Below are 16,873 nucleotides of genomic sequence, written 5' to 3' on the forward strand. Positions count from 1 at the left end.
TTCTCGAGGATGAGTGAGCCCACCCGGGCTGCCTTGGCGGCCCGGAGTCGTTCAGTTGGGAAGAGAGGCCCGCCCCGCTGCGGAGCCGGCGAACGCCTTACTGCGCGGCGGCCTGGATGGCGGCGCCCAGTTGCTGCGCGGCCTTCTGCGGATCGGCGGCGGGGTCGTTGAAGAAATTGGTGACCACGTCGAAGATCGCGCCCTGCACGTAGCTGGAGGCAGCCATGCTGTGGGCCATGCTCGGCACCAGGTTGTTACTGGCGGAGGCGGCCTTGAAGTCCTTCATCGACTGCTGCGCACAGCTGTCGAAGGGCGTCATGTCGACGTCCAGGCGCACCGGAATCGAGCCCTTGTTCAGGCTGAAATCCTTCTGGAAGGACGGGTCGAGCACCGCGCGCGCCAGGTCCTCCTGGGCCTTGCGGTTTTCCTCGTTGCTCAGCTTGAACATCACCAGGGAATCGATGTTGTAGTCGAAGGCCTTCTGCGTGCCGGGGAATGGCAGGCACTGGTAGTCCTTGCCCGCCACCTTGCCGGCGGCGGTGAACTCGCTCTTGGCCCAGTCGCCCATGATCTGCATGCCGGCCTTGCCGTTGATGACCATGCCAGTGGCGACGTTCCACTCGCGGCCGGCGGCGTCGGCGTCGACGTAGCTGTGCAGTTTCTTCAGCGCGGCAAAGACATCAGCCATCTGCGCGCCGGTGAGGGTTTCCTTGTCCAGTTCGACGAAGGCCTTGCGGTAGCCTTCCGGGCCCATCTTGCTGAGCACCAGGTTCTCGAACAGGGTGCCGTCCTGCCAGGGCTGGCTGCCATGGGCCAGCGGCGTGAAGCCAGCAGCCTTGAGTTTGTCGGCGGCGGCGAAGAGTTCGTCGAGGGTGGTTGGCGGCGTGGCGCCGGCCTTCTTGAAGACTTCCGGGTTGATGTAGAGCCAGTTCACCCGGTGCACGTTGACCGGCACGGCGACGTAATCACCCTTGTACTTCATGATCTGCGCGACCTGCGGCGGGAGCAGCTGGTCCCATTTGCCTTCGGCGGCGACGTCGTTGAGGTCGGCGAGCAGCCCCAGTTCGCCCCACTCCTGGATGTCCGGCCCCTTGATCTGCGCGGCGGCCGGAGGATTGCCGGAGACGGCGCGGGTCTTCAGCACGGTCATGGCCGCTTCACCACCGCCACCGGCGACAGCGAAGTCCTTCCAGGTGTGGCCCTTGGCTTCGACGAGTTTCTTCAGGGTTTCGGCAGCGCGCTTCTCACCGGGGGAAGTCCACCAGTGCAGCACTTCGACTTCACCGGCGTGGGCCAGCAGGGGGGAGAGACAGAAGGAAGAAAGACAGATGGCGGCCGACAGGCGACGGATCGCATTCATGGGGAGCACCTTGTTCTTGTTATTGGAGGCAAGTCTTCGCTTGCGATGGTCCGAGTCTATCCAAGGCATTCCGTTCTCCGGGTAACGAAGCGATCTTCGATTGTCACCGGCCGGTGACATTGGGCGAATGTTCATGGCGAAAGAGGACGGGAGCGCGAAGCGCCCTACTCCACTTCCAGCCGCGGCAACCTCAACGTCACCCGCAACCCGCCCTCACGGCGGTTCTGCAGGGTGACTTCGCCGCCGTGGGTATGCGCGATGTTGCGCGCGATACCGAGGCCGAGGCCGTACCCCTGGCCGCGTTCGGAAAGGCGGAAGCGCGGTTCGAAGACTTTTTCCAGGCGTTGTTCCGGCACGCCGGGCCCCTGGTCGTCGACGTGCAGGACCACCGCGTCGGGATCGTCCTCGATGCTCAGCTGGGCGCGGCCGCCGTACTTCAGGGCGTTGTCCAGCAGGTTGCCGATGCAGCGCTTGAGCGCCAGGGGCTTGCCCGGATAGGGCTCGAGCGCCGCGCCGAGCACTTCGACGCGGCCGTCGGCGATGTAGGGGCCGGCGACGTATTGCAGCAGTTGGTTGAGGTCCACCGGCTCGACGTTCTCGTGGATGTCGGTGTCCTTCACGCATTGCAGCGCGCCCTTCACCAGCAGCTCCAGTTCGTCGAGGTCGTGGCTGAACTTGTCCCGCGCCTGGTCGTCCTCCAGCAGCTCCACGCGCAGGCGCAGGCGGGTGATGGGCGTGCGCAGGTCGTGGGAGATGCCGCTGAACAGCTGGGCGCGTTCGTTGACGTAGCGGTCGATGCGCTCGCGCATGGTGTTGAAGGCGCGGGAGACCTCCACCAGTTCGCTCGCCCCGCTCTCCTCCAGCGGCTGCTCCTCACCGCCCAGGGCGATGTCGCGGGCGGCGCGGGCCAGGCGCTTGAGCGGGCGGCTCTGCCAGTGCACCAGCAGGCCGGTGAACAGCAGGAGCAGCAGGCTGGTGAAGGCGATGGAGATGACCTGCTGCGGCGGCAGGCCTTCGGGTTCCAGGGTGACGTAGGGCGCGGGCATCAGACTGGCGATGTACAGCCACTCGCTTTCGCCGATGCGGATCTGCGTCACCAGCACCGGAGGGTTCACCGGCTCCAGGGTCAGCGCGTAGTGCGCCCAGGAACGCGGCAGCTCCTCCAGTTTCAGCTCGCCGTTGAACAGCCGCAGATCGTCAGGGCTGACGAACTCCACCTGCAGCTCGACGTCCTTGCCCAGCTTCTGGTGCAGCACCTCCTGCACGATGCCGATCACCGCCTGCTTGTTGGTGGTGTCCGGCAGCGCGCGCAGGTTCAACGGACGCTCATTGAGCGAGACGAAGAAGCGCGTGCCGCCCATGCTGCGCAATTGATCGAGCACCAGCGGGCGGTAACCGATGGGCAGCGAGCGGAAGTAGCTGACGCTGGCGGCCATGGAGTAGGCCAGGCTGCGCGAACTGGTAAGCAGGCCGTCACGCTGGCTGGTGCGCAGGTGGGAAATCCAGAACAGGCTCGACAGGCCCTGGGCGATCAGTACCGCCAGCAGGGTAAGCAGCAGCATGCGGCCGAGCAGCGAGCGCGGCACCAGGGCCCAGCGACGGCGTTCACTCATGGCCGGCGAGGTGCGGGCGAACCTGGGCCGCCAGCAGATAGCCGCTGCCGCGCACGGTCTGGATCAGCCGCGCCGGTTTCTCGGTGTCGCGCAGGCGTTGGCGCAGGCGCGACACGGCCATGTCGACGATGCGTTCCAGCGGCATCACCTCGCGGCCACGGGTGGCGCTGGCGATGGTATCGCGGTCGAGTATCTGCCGGGGGTTGTCGAGGAACAGCTTGAGCAGGGCAAAGTCGGCGCCGCTGAGGAAATGCTCCTCGCCATCTTCGTGGAACAGTCGATGGCTGATGGTATCCAGCCGCCAGTCGTCGAAGGCGATGACCTCGCCGCCGCGCACCTGGGTGAACTGCGCCCGGCGCAACAGCGCCTTGATCCGCGCCAGCAATTCGCGGGGGCTGAAGGGTTTGCCGAGGTAGTCGTCGGCACCCAGCTCCAGCCCCACCACGCGGTCGGCCTCGTCGGAGCTGGCGGTGAGCATGATCACCGGCATGCAGGCGTGGCGCTGGTGCGAACGAATCCAGCGGCACAGGCTGAAGCCGTCCTCGTCGGGCAGCATCACGTCGAGGATCGCCAGGGCGGCGTCCTCGTCGCACAGCGCGCGGCGGAAGCTCTCACCATCGGCGACGCTGCGCACCTGGAAGCCGGCGCGGCTGAGGTAGGTTTCCAGCAGTTCGCGGATTTCCTGGTCGTCGTCCACCAGCAGGATGGATCGGGCAGGCTGGTTCACTTCGGGCGTCCTTTCTTTTTTTGTTGTTTTCAGGGGTGGAGCGATGCGTCAGCTTTCGTTGCGCAGCGCCTGCTCCAGGGCCACGCCGGCGCCGAACAGGCCCGGATGATCCGCCGTCATGACCCACACCGGAACCGGGTCGAGGTACGGCCCGCTGGTCTTGCCACGGTTGCGGAAGGCTTCGGCGAAGCCGCTGCGCTGGAAACGTTCGAGGAAGCGCGGAACGATGCCGCCGGTGATGTAGACACCGCCCAGCGCGCCGACCGTCAGCACGGCGTTGCCGGCGACCCGCGCCAGCCAGACGAAGAAGTGCTCCAGCACCGCGTCGGCATAGGCGTCGCCAGCCATGGCGCGCTCGCCGATCTCGGCGGCAGTCGCGCATTTCGGCTCCACGCCATCGAGCTGACAGCTCATGCGGTAGAGGTTTTCCAGGCCGCTGCCGGAGAGCACGCGCTCGGCCGAGACATGGCCGTACTTCTCGCGCAGCAGTTGCCAGAGGGCGAAGTCACGTTCGGAGGTCACCGGCAGGTCGACGTGGCCGCCTTCGCAGGGCAGCACTTCCCAGCCGCCACCCGGCAGCGGCATCAGGCTGCCGACACCCAGGCCGGTGCCCGGACCGATGATCAGCTTGGCACGGCCTTCCAGCGCCTTGCCGGGGCGGACCTGCACCAGGTGCTCTTCCGACAGCCGCGAAGCCGCCCAGGCCATGGTGCTGAAGTCGTTCACCAGCAGCAGGTGGCTCAGGCCCAGCTCGGCGCGGAAGGCGTCGCGGCGAATCACCCAGTGGTTGTTGGTGAACTTGAAGTCGCCTGCGCCAACGGGGCCGGCACAGGCCAGGCAGACGTTGTCGATGGCCGACAGGGGCTGGCCGACGCGCTGCAGGTAGTCGCGCACGGCATCTTCCGGGCGCGGGTAGTCGGCGCAGGCCAGGACCTGGATGGACTCGAGGATTTCTCCGCGCCACAGGGCGAAGCGGGCGTTGGTGCCGCCGATGTCGCCGACCAGGGCGAAACCGTTCGAGGCGTTCTGAGCGTTGTTGGAATTCATTGCGGGCTCGGGCCTGGAAGTGGAGGAAGAAGGTTCAGCGTAGGACAGCGCCGAAGGCTCTCCCGCGCGGCGGACAGGCAGTCAATGCCGCGCGGAAGATTCCATTAGGTCTGCGTCTCAGCGCAAGCCGTCGAGCTCGGCGGTGAAGCTGCAGGCGCCCTGCTCGGCCGAACTGAAGGCATTGCGCATAAAGGCGAACAGCTCGCGACCCATGCCAATGTTATCCAGCGCGGGGGTTTCCACGAGCGGACGGGCATCCCATTCCGCCGCATCCACCAGTACGCGCAGCTCGCCGGTGGTGCCGTCGACGCGCACCACGTCGCCGTCGCGCAGCTTGGCCAGCGGGCCGCCGTTGAGCGCCTCCGGGGACACGTGGATCGCCGCCGGCACCTTGCCGGAAGCACCGGACATGCGCCCGTCGGTAACCAACGCCACCTTGAAGCCACGGTCCTGCAGCACGCCGAGGAACGGCGTGAGCTTGTGCAGCTCCGGCATGCCATTGGCGCGCGGGCCCTGGAAGCGCACCACGGCCACCAGGTCACGCTCCAGCTCGCCGGCCTTGAAAGCGGCGGCCAGGCTAGGCTGGTCGTGGAAGATGCGCACCGGGGCTTCGACGATCTGGTGCTCCAGCGCCACGGCGGAGACCTTCATCACGCCGCGGCCTAGGTTGCCTTCCATCAGGCGCAGACCGCCCTCGGCGGAGAACGGCTTGTCGATCGGACGCAAGATGCTCTCGTCCAGGCTCGTCGCCGGCCCTTCGCGCCAGACCAGCTTGCCGTCGTCGAGGAAGGGCTCCTGCAGGTAGCGGCGCAGGCCTTTGCCGACCACGGTCTGCACATCTTCATGCAGCAGGCCGCCATCGAGCAGCTGGCGGATCAGGAAGGACATGCCGCCCGCCGCCTGGAAGTGGTTGATGTCGGCCTGGCCGTTCGGATAAATGCGCGCCAGCATCGGCACGACTTCGGAGAGATCGGCCATGTCCTGCCAGGTCAGCTGGATGCCGGCGGCCTGGGCGATGGCCAGCAGGTGCAGGGTGTGGTTGGTCGAGCCGCCCGTGGCCAGCAGCGCCACCACCGAGTTGACCATGGCCTTCTCGTCGACGATCTCCGCCATGGGCACGAACTGGCCGTTCTCCGGCGCCAGGCGCGACGCCTGGCGCGCGGCTTCGCGGGTCAGCTCGTCGCGCAGCGGGGTGTTCGGGTTGACGAAGGAGGCGCCCGGCAGGTGCAGGCCCATCACTTCCACCAGCAACTGGTTGGTGTTGGCGGTGCCGTAGAAGGTGCAGGTGCCCGGCGCGTGGTAGGAGGCCATCTCCGAGGTCAGCAGCTCCTCACGGGTAGCCTTGCCTTCGGCGAACAGCTGGCGCACCGCGGCCTTCTCCTTGTTGGAGATACCGGTGGGCATGGGGCCTGCGGGCACGAACACCACCGGCAGGTGGCCGAAGCGCAGCGAACCGATCAACAGGCCGGGGACGATCTTGTCGCACACGCCCAGGCACAACGCGGCGTCGAACATGTTGTGCGACAGCGCGATGGCGGTGCCCATGGCGATCACATCGCGGCTGGCCAGGGACAATTCCATCCCCGGCTCGCCCTGGGTCACGCCGTCGCACATGGCGGGTACGCCGCCGGCGAACTGACCGACCGAGCCGATCTGCCGCAGGGCGTCCTTGATCAGCTCCGGGAAGCGCTCCAGCGGCTGGTGCGCGGAAAGCATGTCGTTATAGGCGGAGACGATGGCGACGTTGGCCTGGTTCATCAGCCGCAGCGCCTGTTTGTCGGAATCACCACAAGCCGCGACGCCGTGGGCGAGGTTGCCGCAGGGCAGCGTGCCGCGGTGCGGACCCTTGGTGGCGGCTGCCTTGACCAGATCGAGGTAGCGCTGGCGGGTGGCCGCGCTGCGGGCCTGGATGCGCTGGGTGACTTCAAGCACGCGAGGGTGCATGGCAGCATTCTCCTACAGACTATCGGTTGTTGTTTTTACAACATAATCATCGATTACTAAGGATTTACTTTTCGTCGACGGCGAAATTTAATGGTTTTTACCACAACAAAAGAAAAGAGACGACCTCCATGACTATACGCCTGGCAATCAACGGATTTGGCCGCATCGGTCGGAACGTACTCCGCGCGCTTTACTCGGGGCCCTACCGCCAGCACCTGCAAGTGGTGGCGATCAATGACCTGGGCGACGCCGCGATCAACGCCCACCTGTTCCAGTACGACAGCGTGCATGGGCGCTTCGCCGGCCAGGTCGAGCATGACGCCGAAAGCCTCAGGGTAGAGGGCGACCGCATCGCCGTCACGGCGATCCGCAATCCGGCCGAGTTGCCCTGGCAAGCCCTGGGGGTGGATATCGTGCTCGAGTGCACCGGGCTCTTTACCTCCCGCGACAAGGCCGCGGCGCACCTGCAGGCCGGCGCGCGCCAGGTGCTGATCTCCGCGCCCGGCCAGGACATGGACGCCACGGTGGTGTTCGGCGTCAACGAAGGCATCCTGCGCGCGGAGCACCGCATCGTCTCCAACGCATCCTGTACCACCAACTGCCTGGCGCCCGTGGCCCAGGTGCTGCACCGCGAGCTGGGCATCGAGCATGGGCTGATGACCACCATCCACGCCTATACCAATGACCAGAACCTTTCCGACGTCTACCACAGCGACCCGTACCGCGCGCGCTCGGCCACCCAGTCGATGATCCCGACCAGAACCGGCGCCGCCGAAGCCGTTGGCCTGGTGCTGCCGGAACTGGCGGGCAAGCTGACGGGCCTGGCGGTGCGGGTGCCGGTGATCAACGTGTCGCTGGTGGACCTCACGCTGCAGGTCGCCCGCGACACCAGCGCCCAGGAGGTCAATGCACTGCTGGAGCGCGCCAGCGAGCGCTCGACGATCCTCGGCTTCAACCGCCAGCCGCTGGTCTCGGTGGACTTCAACCACGACCCGCGCTCAGCCATCTTCGACGCCAGCCACACGCGGGTGAATGGCCGGCTGGTGAAGGTGATGGCCTGGTACGACAACGAATGGGGCTTCTCCAACCGCATGCTGGATACGGCGCGGGCGATGGCTGCGGCACGCGGCTGACATTCTGTAGGGCGCATAACGCGCCAGCGTTATCCGCCGTGGAGGATGCGACGGATAACCCGTTCCGGGTTATTCGCCCTACGTCTAACGCCTCTCAGCGGTATAGCCGCTTGCCCTGCGCCTCCAGCACCAGCAGACGCATGTCCGCCTCGGCCAGGATCGCCTCCTGGCCCAGGTGGTCGACACGCTTCCACGCCTTGATTTCCTCACGACTGCGGCCGCAGCCCAGGCAGATGCCCTCTTCGAACTCGCAGACCTTGATGCACGGACTCTTCACGGACTTCCTCTCGATTCGATGGGTGAACGTCAGTGGGCCTGCACAATGGACACCCGCGAGCGGCCAAGGTCCAACTCGATTTCCCCATCGGCGCCATCGACGCGGGTTATCGAAGCGGGCAATCGAAGGTCGCGCGCCTTGCTAGAATCCGCCCTCCACGCTTCCCGGCTTCGCTGATGCTCGCCCTCAAGCTCACCCTGGTTCCGCTGTTCCTGTTGCTGGTGTCCCTCTCCGGACGCTGGTGGGGACCGGCCGTCGCCGGCTGCCTGGCCGCTCTGCCGGCCATTGCCGGGCCCATCCTCTACCTGATCACCCTGGAGTACGGCCGAGACTTCGGCGCCCGGGCCGCGCTGCTGGCGCTGGCGGCGATCTTCGCCGCCGAGGCTTTCAACTTTGCCTATGCCTGGCTGTGCCGGCGCCACGCCTGGCCGTTGGCCCTGAGCGGCGCGATGCTCGCCTGGCTGGTGGCCGCGTGGGGACTGACACAGCTCCCCGCCCTGCCCCTCTGGGCGCTGACGGCTGCGGCGCTGGGCGCATTGACCAGTCAGTTGTTCATGCCCCGCGCCGAACTTCCCACCGCGGTCGCCGCGCTGGGCCGTCTCGAACTGGGTCTGCGCATGCTCGCCGGCGCGCTGCTGACCCTGGCCGTCACCGCCCTCGCCGGCTGGGCCGGGCCGAGCTGGAGCGGACTGCTGGCGGTCTTCCCGCTGCTCTCCATCGTGCTCTGCGTGTCGTCGCAGCGGCTGCACGGCACCGGTTTCGTCATCGCCCTGCTGCGTGGCATGGTCAGCGGGCGCCCGGCCTTCGCGGCCTTCTGCCTGTGGCTCGCGCTGCGCCTGCCGGACAACAACACCCTGCCCAGCTTTGCCGAGGCAGCGCTGCTTGCCGTGCTGGTACAAGCCGCAGTGCGCTGGCTGATCGGGCTTCGCTCCCGCAGGACAGCCAAAACCGCCTGAAAGTAAAACGCCACGGCTGGATCAGCCGTGGCGTTTTCGTTTGCAGCAGCGGGTGACGCTTAGAGCAGCGTGAAGCTCTGCTCCTTCACGTTGTCCGAATCCAGGCCGACGTAGACCTTGAACTCGCCCGGCTCCGAGGCGTAGCGCAACTGGCTGTCGTAGAAGCGCAGGTCTTCCTCGCGAATCGGGAACTGCACCACTTTCGACTCGCCCGGTTGCAGCAGGATCTTCTCGAAGCCCTTGAGCTCCTTGACCGGACGGCTGATGGAGGCGGCGACGTCGCGCAGGTAGAGCTGCACGGTGGTTTCGCCGGCGACCTTGCCGGTGTTCTTCACGGTCACACTGGCAGTCAGCTGGTCGCCCTTCTTCATCTTCGCAGCCGACATCTTCACGTCCGAGACGCTGAAGTCGGTGTAGCTCAGGCCGTAGCCGAAGGGGTACAGCGGACCGTTCTGCGAGTCGAAGTAGCGCGAGGTGTACTTGTTCGGGTGCTCGTGGTCGAACGGGCGACCGGTGTTCAGGTGGTTGTAGTAGATCGGCACCTGGCCCACCGAGCGCGGGAAGGTCATGGTCAACTTGCCCGACGGGTTGTAGTCGCCGAACAGCACGTCGGCGATGGCGTTGCCGCCCTCGGTGCCGCTGAACCAGGTTTCCAGCACGGCGTCGGCGTTGGCGCTTTCCCAGCGCAGGTCCATCGGCCGGCCGTTCATCAGCACCAGTACCAGCGGCTTGCCGGTGGCCTTGAGGGCCTTAAGCAGCTCGATCTGGCTCTGCGCGATGTGCAGGTTGGTCTTGCTCGACGCCTCGTGGGCCATGCCCTGGGATTCGCCGACCACGGCCACCACCACGTCAGCCTGTTTCGCCTTCTCGACGGCTTCGTCGATCATGGCTTTCGGGCTGCGCGGGTCGACCTTCACGTCTTCGCTGTACTCGTTGAGGTATTTGACGATCTCCGGATCGTCGGTGACGTTGGCGCCCTTGGCGTAGAGCAGCGCGGCATGGCCACGGGTGGCGGCGCCCATGCCCTCGAGCACGGTCACAGCCTGGAAGGCCTTGCCGGCGGCGGACCAGCTGCCCATCACGTCGCGCTTGCTGTCGGCCAGCGGGCCGATCAGGGCAATCACGCCGTCACGCTTGAGCGGCAGTACGCCGCCTTCGTTCTTCAGCAGCACCATGCCCTTGCGCGCGATCTCGCGGGCATCGGCGCGGTGCAGGCGCTCCTCGGCGTCGGTGTCCACCGGGTCCTTGCCCTGCAGATAGCGGTACGGGTCCTGGAACAGACCCATGTCCCACTTGGCGGCGAGCACGTCACGGCAGGCACGATCGATCTCGTCCTGGCTGATCAGCCCGGCCTTGAGCAGCTCGGGCATGTGCTTGCCGTAAAGGTCGTCGTTCATGTTCATTTCGACGCCGGCGTTGATCGCCGCCTGGGTGGCGTCGCGCTCGGTGGCGGCCACGCCGTGCTTGATCAGCTCCAGCACCGCGCCGTGGTCACTCAGGGTCAGGCCCTTGTAGCCCCACTGGCCACGCAGCAGGTCTTGTAGCAGCCACTTGTTGGCGGTGGCCGGCACGCCGTTGATGCTGTTCAGCGAGACCATCACCGCGCCGGCACCGGCGTCGATGGCCGCGCGGTACGGCGGCAGGTAGTCCTGGAACATGCGCTGCGGGCTCATGTCCACGGTGTTGTAGTCACGGCCGCCTTCGCCGGCGCCGTAAAGGGCGAAGTGCTTGACCCCGGCCATGATGGTTTGCGGCTGGTTCAGGCCCTGGCCCTGGTAGCCCTTGACCACCGCGGCGGCGACCTTGCTGGTCAGCCAGGCGTCTTCGCCGAAGCCTTCGGAGACACGGCCCCAGCGCGGATCGCGGGCGATGTCGACGGTGGGCGAATAGGTCAGGTTGAGGCCGTCGGCGCTGGCCTCGATGGCCGCGACGCGGGCGCTGCGCTCGATGGAGGCCATGTCCCAGCTCGCCGCCAGGCCCAGGCCGATGGGGAACACGGTACGGTGGCCGTGGACCACGTCATAGGCGAAGAACAGCGGGATCTTCAGCCGGCTTTTCATGGCCGCGTCCTGCAGGTCGCGGATGCCCGGACGGACCACGGTGTTGAACACCGCGCCGGTGGTGCCCTCGGCGATTTCCTTCAGCAGTACCGGCTTGGGATGGTCCGGCCCGACGCTGACCAGGCGCAGCTGGCCGATCTTCTCTTCGAGCGTCATGCGCTGCATCAGGCTGTCGAGGAAGGCTTCCTTGGACTGGCCGGCCAGCGGCACGGCGGCCGCGGCGGCAGGCGCCTGGGCGGCGGAAAGCGAAGCGCTGCTCAGGCCCAGCAGGAGGCCGAGCCAGCAGATACGGCTGATTGGAGTTCTTTTCATATGGGTACTCAGCAGCCTGCGCGAGGCGCCAGGCCACTGTGGATTGTTGTCGAGAGACGTCGTCAGGGCGGTCGATCGGGCGGCATCCCCGGGTGTTGCCGCCAGCGCCTTGCGAACGCGGCACATAAGGTCGTCGCGCCGAGGGCGGAAGTCAATCACCGAACGGCTGGAAAGCCTCGGTCAGATGCGCCAAAGGCCGGGCTCAATGGTCGCGATTGCGCGCGTTGAACTCCATTTCCTCGAGCATGGCCTCGCGCAGGGCGCGCTCTTCGTCCCATTCATCTTCCGCGGGCGCGGACGGCGTGGGGGCCGACGTTGGCGCGGACGCTTCGGGCTCGGCTTGCGTTTCAGGCTGGACAGGCGCTTGGGCTTCGCCCTGCGGCTCGACCTCCGGCAGCGCGTGCACGCCGCTGAAGTCGGCATCCACGCCGGTGTCCTCGTCGTCGCTCGGCGGGCGGTCGATCAGGTCGTCGAAGTCGGTCTTCAGCCCCTGTTCCATCTCGTCCAGCTCGGCGAGCAGGCTGCGGAAACTGGTTTCCTCCTTCGGCTCCTCCGGCGGCGCGGGCTCGGGCTCCTCACCTGCATCGCGCACGGCCTGGTCGGCCAGGGCCTGCAGCGACGGCGGCACATAATCCTCATCGTATTCCTCGGGGCTCGGCAGGCTGGCCACCGGCGCCATGTCCTCGAGGATCGGCTGCGGCTCGGGCTCCATCAGTTTCAGCTCGGCCAGCGGCGGCAGGTCTTCCAGGCTCTTGAGGTTGAAGTAGTCGAGGAAGGTGCGGGTGGTGGCGAGCATGGCCGGGCGGCCGGGGACTTCGCGGTAGCCGACGATGCGGATCCACTCGCGCTCCATCAGCGTCTTGACGATCTGGGTGTTCACCGCGACGCCGCGGATTTCCTCGATCTCGCCCCGGGTGATGGGCTGGCGATAGGCGATCAGCGCCAGGGTCTCCAGCAGCGCTCGGGAGTAGCGCTGCGGGCGCTCTTCCCAGAGCCGACCGACCCAGGAGGCGAACTTTTCGCGCACCTGCAGGCGGTAGCCGGTGGCGACTTCCTTCAACTCGAAGGCCCGGCCGGAGCAGGACAGGCTCAGCACCGCCAGTGCATCGCGGAACTGCTGCGGCTCGGGGCGCTCGGCCTCGTCGAACAGCTCGCCGAGGCGCTCCAGCGACATGGGCTTGCCGGCAGCCAGGAGGATGCCTTCGAGCAGGGTCGCCAATTCTTGCGGGTCGGAGAGATTCATCGAGGGCTCGGGTCGGGTTGAAGGTTAAGCGGCTCAGCCGGGAAAGCTACTCAAAGCGCGGCGCCAGGGCAACGCTGGCGGATCAGAGCGGCTCGTCTTCCACCTCGCCGTCCAGCGCCTGATCGAGCGCTGCCTCGCCTTCCGGGCCGTCGAAGTGGCCGTCCTCGAAGGTCAGCTCGGCCGGCGGCTCCTCGCGTGGCTCGAAGACGTCTTCGTCGCCCTCTTCGAGTACTTCTTCCGACGTTTCCCCGAAGCGTGCGGCGCCTTCCTGCACTTCCGTGCGGGCGCGGACGTGGATCGGCGCGAAGGCTTCGTTCTGCACCAGTTCCACCAGCTGTTCCTTGACCAGCTCCAACACCGCCATGAAGGTCACTACCACGCCCAGCTTGCCTTCCTCGACGCGGAACAGCGTGATGAAGGGCACGAAGCCCTCCCCTTTGAGGCGCTCAAGAATCTCGGTCATGCGCTCCCGGGTGGAGAGCATCTCGCGGGTGACCTGATGGCTTTCGAACAGGTCGGCGCGGCGCAGCACCTCGGCCATGCACAGCATCAGCTCCTGCATGTCCACTTCCGGCAGCAGCCGGCGCGCCCGCGCGTCCGGCGCGGCGACGGTGGGCACCACGTAGTCGCGGCCCAGGCGCGGCAGCTCGTCGAGGTCCTCGGCGGCCTTCTTGAAGCGTTCGTACTCCTGAAGGCGGCGGATCAGCTCGGCGCGCGGGTCTTCCTCTTCTTCCTCGGCCTCGGCCGAGCGCGGCAACAGCATGCGCGACTTGATCTCGGCGAGCATGGCGGCCATCACCAGGTACTCGGCGGCCAGCTCCAGGCGCACCGATTTCATCAATTCGACGTAGCCCATGTACTGGCGGGTGATTTCCGCCACGGGGATGTCGAGGATGTTGATGTTCTGCTTGCGGATCAGGTAGAGCAACAGGTCGAGCGGGCCCTCGAAGGCTTCGAGGAAGACCTCCAGGGCATCCGGCGGGATGTACAGGTCCTGCGGCATCTCCGTCAGGGCCTCGCCGTAGACGAGCGCCAACTGCACCGGCACCTGGTATTCAGGGGCGGCGGCGGGGGCTTCCGGCTCGGTCAGGTCACTCATCGGCCACTCGTCAGGCGCTGGGGTTCGAAGGCGGCATTATCCCTGCTTTTGCCGGCGGCGCGAGGGGCTTTTGGCGGATTTGCGCGGGCCGCCGTCTGCCTGTGCGAAGTCCGCCCCTACAAGATCAAAAGCCCCTCACCCTAACCCTCTCCCGCAAGCGGGAGAGGGAACCGGCCGGAGCAGGCGGAAACCATGGCATCAGCCGGCACGGACGGCCCCCTCTCCCTCTGGGAGAGGGCTGGGGTGAGGGGATAGCAGGCACCGATTGCCGGGAAAGCTACGATTCGTCAGCGGTAGGACAGCCCCATGGCATGCCGCACTTCAACCAGCGTCTCCCGCGCCGCCTCGCGGGCGCGCTCGGCACCTTCGGCGAGGATGCTGCGCACCAACTCAGGGTTGTCCTCGTAGTCCAGCGCGCGCTCCTGGATCGGTTCCAGTTCGTGGAGGATCGCCTCGATCACCGGCCGCTTGCAGTCCAGGCAGCCGATTCCCGCACTGCGGCAACCTTCCTGCACCCACTGGCGGCAACTGTCGTCGGAGTAGATCAGGTGCCACTGCCACACCGGGCAGCGCTCCGGATCGCCCGGGTCGCGGCGGTGCACGCGTGCCGGGTCGGTGGGCATGCGCGCGATCTTCTCCTCGATCAGCGCCGGGCTGTCGCGCAGGGCGATGGTGTTGTGGTGCGACTTGGACATCTTCTGCCCATCCAACCCCGGCATCTTCGGCGCGTGGCTGGTGAGGGTCTGCGGCTCCGGCAACAGCACGCGGCTGGTGCCTTCGAGGTAGCCGAACAGCCGGTCTCGGTCGCCCAGGGTCAAGCTCTGCTGCTCCATGAGCAGCGCGCGGGCAGTTTCCAGGGCCTCGGCATCGCCCTGCTCCTGCCAGGCACGGCGCAGGCTGCTGTAGAGCTTGCCGGTCTTCTTGCCCAGGCGGGCGATGGCGGTCTGGGCGCGGTCTTCGAAGTCCACCTCGCCGCCATAAAGATGGTTGAAGCGGCGGGCGATCTCGCGGGTGAATTCGACGTGGGCGAACTGATCCGAGCCTACCGGCACCAGGCCGGCGCGGTAAATCAGGATGTCAGCGGCCTGCAACAGCGGGTAGCCGAGGAAGCCGAAGGTGGAGAGGTCCTTGTGGACCAGCTTTTCCTGCAGTTCCTTGTAGGTCGGCACGCGCTCCAGCCAGGACAGCGGGCAGATCATCGACAGCAGCAGCTGCAGCTCGGCGTGCTCGGGCACCTGGGACTGGATGAACATCGTCGCGGCGCTGGGGCTGACGCCCACTGCCAGCCAGTCGATGGCCATGTCGCGCACGTGCTGGCGGATGCTGGCGGTCTCGTCGTACTCGGTGGTCAGCGCGTGCCAGTCGACGATGGAGAAGTAGCATTCGTACTCGTGCTGCAGTTTTACCCAGCTCTGCAGCACGCCGTGGTAATGCCCCAGGTGCAGGCGCCCAGTGGGGCGCATACCGGAGAGCACACGGCGCAGGGATTCGACGCTGGTCAAGCGGTCAACCTCGCGGGTTCGGCGATGGGACGAGGGAGTATAGCCAGCACGCCGCGACTGTTCAGGCGCTGACCATGAAGGGTTCCGGGTCGCCGCAGCCGACACGCACGACCACCGGGTCTTCATCGGTCAGGGCGATCACGGTGGAGGCCTCACCGCCGCCGAATCCGCCGTCGATGATCAGGTCGACCAAATGTTCCAGCGAATCGCGCATCTCGTAAGGATCGTTCAGCGGCTCGGTCTCGCCGGGCAGGATCAGGCTGACGCTCATGAGCGGTTCACCCAGCTCCTCCAGCAGCGCCAGGGCGATCGGGCAGGCCGGCACCCGCAGGCCGATGGTGCGGCGCTTGGGGTGCAGCAGCATGCGCGGCACTTCGCGGGTGGCGTTGAGGATGAAGGTGTAGGGGCCGGGCGTGTGCGCCTTGAGCAGGCGGAACAGGCCGGTGTCGACCTTGGCGTAGAGGCCGAGCTCGGAGAGGTCGCGGCAGACCAGGGTGAAGTTGTGCTTGTCGTCCAGCCGGCGGATGTGGCGGATGCGCTCCACCGCGGACTTCTCGCCGATACGGCAGCCCAGCGCGTAGGAGGAGTCGGTGGGATAGGCAATCACCCCACCCTGCCGGACGATCTCCACCGCCTGCTTGATCAGGCGTGCCTGGGGATTTTCCGGATGGATCTGAAAGAACTGGCTCATGGAGTCTCCTTGATCCCAATGGCGTTCTCGGCGCTGGCGAAGCGCGGCCAGAGCGGCGCCAGGTCTTCCGGCACGCTCCGGTAAAGGCCCAGTTCCGACCAGTCGCTGGGGCCATGGAAGTCGCTGCCGGCGGTGACCATCATGCCGAACTCGCGGGCGAGGATGCTCAGCACGCCGACCTGCTCGGCCGGCTGCGGGCCGTTGCAGACTTCCAGCGCATGACCGCCGGCGGCGATGAAGTCGGCCACCAGCTTGCGTCGCTTGGTACGGGTGAAATCATACTGGTAGGGGTGCGCCAGGCTGATCCAGGCACCCGCCGCGCGCAGCGTGCCGACGGCGTCGGCGAGGCTCGGCCAGTGCTGCTTGACGTCGCCCAGCTTGCCGGCGCCCAGCCACTTGCGGAAGGCCTCGGCGCGGTCCTTGACGTAACCCTGGCGCAGCAGGAACTCGGCAAAGTGCGGGCGCGCCGGGGCGTTCTCGCTGTCGCCCAGTTCCGCCTGGATCGCCCGCGCGCCCTCGAAGGCGCCGGGCATGCCCTTGGCTTCCAGGCGCCGGCCGATTTCCTCGGCGCGGGTCCAGCGGGCGCGGTGCAAGTCGTCCAGCGCCTTCACCAGCGGCTCGGCCGTCACATCGAAGCCGTAGCCCAACACGTGAATGGTCGCTCCACCCCAGGTGCAGGACACTTCGACGCCATCCACCAGCTCCATGCCCAACGCCTGCGCGGCTGTACGCGCCTCGGGCAGGCCGTCGAGGGTGTCGTGGTCGGTCAGCGCCAGCACGCGCACACCGCGCCCATGGGCACGCTCGACCAGGGCCGTCGGGCTGAGCTGTCCGTCGGACGCGGTGCTGTGGCAGTGCAGGTCGACTCGCATGGGACTTCCAGGGAATGCAGGGTGGCTTTGCGTCAGT

Annotated in this window: 13 protein-coding genes and 1 pseudogene; 2 read left to right on the forward strand and 12 right to left on the reverse strand. The window is 66.9% G+C overall.

Translation table 11 applies throughout. From position 1 onward, the window contains the following. Positions 1–97: 97 nt before the first annotated feature. The 5 genes from ACIPK7_RS07995 to edd form a co-directional block, all read right to left on the reverse strand. Positions 98–1,360 carry an ABC transporter substrate-binding protein gene (locus tag ACIPK7_RS07995; RefSeq protein WP_401087037.1) on the reverse strand — a complete coding sequence of 421 codons (1,263 nt, stop codon included), beginning with the start codon at positions 1,358–1,360 and terminating at the stop codon, positions 98–100. Between the two features lie 164 nt (positions 1,361–1,524). Then, positions 1,525–2,946: an ATP-binding protein gene (locus ACIPK7_RS08000; protein ID WP_192432157.1), complete on the reverse strand. Its 1,422-nt coding sequence runs from the start codon at positions 2,944–2,946 to the stop codon at positions 1,525–1,527. A 19-nt stretch (positions 2,947–2,965) separates the two neighbouring features. Continuing rightward, a complete protein-coding gene (locus ACIPK7_RS08005) occupies positions 2,966–3,700 on the reverse strand; it encodes a response regulator (protein WP_081518033.1) in 735 nt (244 codons plus the stop codon). Positions 3,701–3,748: 48 nt separating this feature from the next. After that, on the reverse strand, positions 3,749–4,747 hold the full coding sequence (locus ACIPK7_RS08010; protein WP_401087039.1) for a glucokinase: 999 nt from the start codon (positions 4,745–4,747) through the stop codon (positions 3,749–3,751). A 117-nt stretch (positions 4,748–4,864) separates the two neighbouring features. After that, the gene (edd, locus tag ACIPK7_RS08015; protein ID WP_401087041.1) at positions 4,865–6,691 is read right to left on the reverse strand and encodes a phosphogluconate dehydratase; all 1,827 of its coding nucleotides are present in this window, start codon (positions 6,689–6,691) and stop codon (positions 4,865–4,867) included. A 128-nt stretch (positions 6,692–6,819) separates the two neighbouring features. Here edd and gap point away from each other — a divergent pair, with 128 nt between their 5' ends. Next, positions 6,820–7,824 carry a type I glyceraldehyde-3-phosphate dehydrogenase gene (gene gap / locus ACIPK7_RS08020; RefSeq protein WP_401087043.1) on the forward strand — a complete coding sequence of 335 codons (1,005 nt, stop codon included), beginning with the start codon at positions 6,820–6,822 and terminating at the stop codon, positions 7,822–7,824. Between the two features lie 94 nt (positions 7,825–7,918). On the opposite strand, the gene ACIPK7_RS08025 is transcribed toward gap, so the two are convergent. Continuing rightward, a complete protein-coding gene (locus ACIPK7_RS08025; protein WP_081518029.1) occupies positions 7,919–8,101 on the reverse strand; it encodes a DUF1289 domain-containing protein in 183 nt (60 codons plus the stop codon). Between the two features lie 176 nt (positions 8,102–8,277). On the opposite strand from ACIPK7_RS08025, the gene ACIPK7_RS08030 reads away from it, so the two are divergent. Beyond that, positions 8,278–9,057 (forward strand): hypothetical protein, encoded by a 780-nt coding sequence (locus ACIPK7_RS08030; protein WP_401087045.1) that lies wholly within the window; start codon positions 8,278–8,280, stop codon positions 9,055–9,057. Between the two features lie 59 nt (positions 9,058–9,116). On the opposite strand, the gene bglX is transcribed toward ACIPK7_RS08030, so the two are convergent. From bglX to ACIPK7_RS08060, 6 genes and pseudogenes are all read right to left on the reverse strand, one after another. Further along, positions 9,117–11,414, reverse strand: a complete 2,298-nt coding sequence (gene bglX, locus ACIPK7_RS08035) for a beta-glucosidase BglX (protein WP_401087392.1) — start codon at positions 11,412–11,414, stop codon at positions 9,117–9,119. 217 nt (positions 11,415–11,631) lie between these two features. Continuing rightward, complete coding sequence (scpB, locus tag ACIPK7_RS08040; RefSeq protein WP_401087047.1) at positions 11,632–12,672, reverse strand: SMC-Scp complex subunit ScpB; 1,041 nt, start codon at positions 12,670–12,672, stop codon at positions 11,632–11,634. A gap of 211 nt (positions 12,673–12,883) precedes the next feature. Then, a pseudogene (locus tag ACIPK7_RS08045) lies at positions 12,884–13,642 on the reverse strand (segregation and condensation protein A); the annotation flags it as partial. Positions 13,643–14,058: 416 nt separating this feature from the next. Further along, positions 14,059–15,273, reverse strand: a complete 1,215-nt coding sequence (locus tag ACIPK7_RS08050; RefSeq protein WP_192432002.1) for a tryptophan--tRNA ligase — start codon at positions 15,271–15,273, stop codon at positions 14,059–14,061. A gap of 61 nt (positions 15,274–15,334) precedes the next feature. Continuing rightward, complete coding sequence (locus tag ACIPK7_RS08055) at positions 15,335–15,964, reverse strand: L-threonylcarbamoyladenylate synthase (RefSeq protein WP_192432001.1); 630 nt, start codon at positions 15,962–15,964, stop codon at positions 15,335–15,337. Further along, positions 15,961–16,836 (reverse strand): PHP domain-containing protein, encoded by an 876-nt coding sequence (locus ACIPK7_RS08060; protein WP_401087050.1) that lies wholly within the window; start codon positions 16,834–16,836, stop codon positions 15,961–15,963. The genes ACIPK7_RS08055 and ACIPK7_RS08060 overlap by 4 nt, the downstream gene beginning before the upstream one ends. Positions 16,837–16,873: the final 37 nt, after the last annotated feature.

This window comes from Pseudomonas sp. NPDC086581 (genome assembly GCF_044746165.1).
Lineage (GTDB): Bacteria > Pseudomonadota > Gammaproteobacteria > Pseudomonadales > Pseudomonadaceae > Pseudomonas.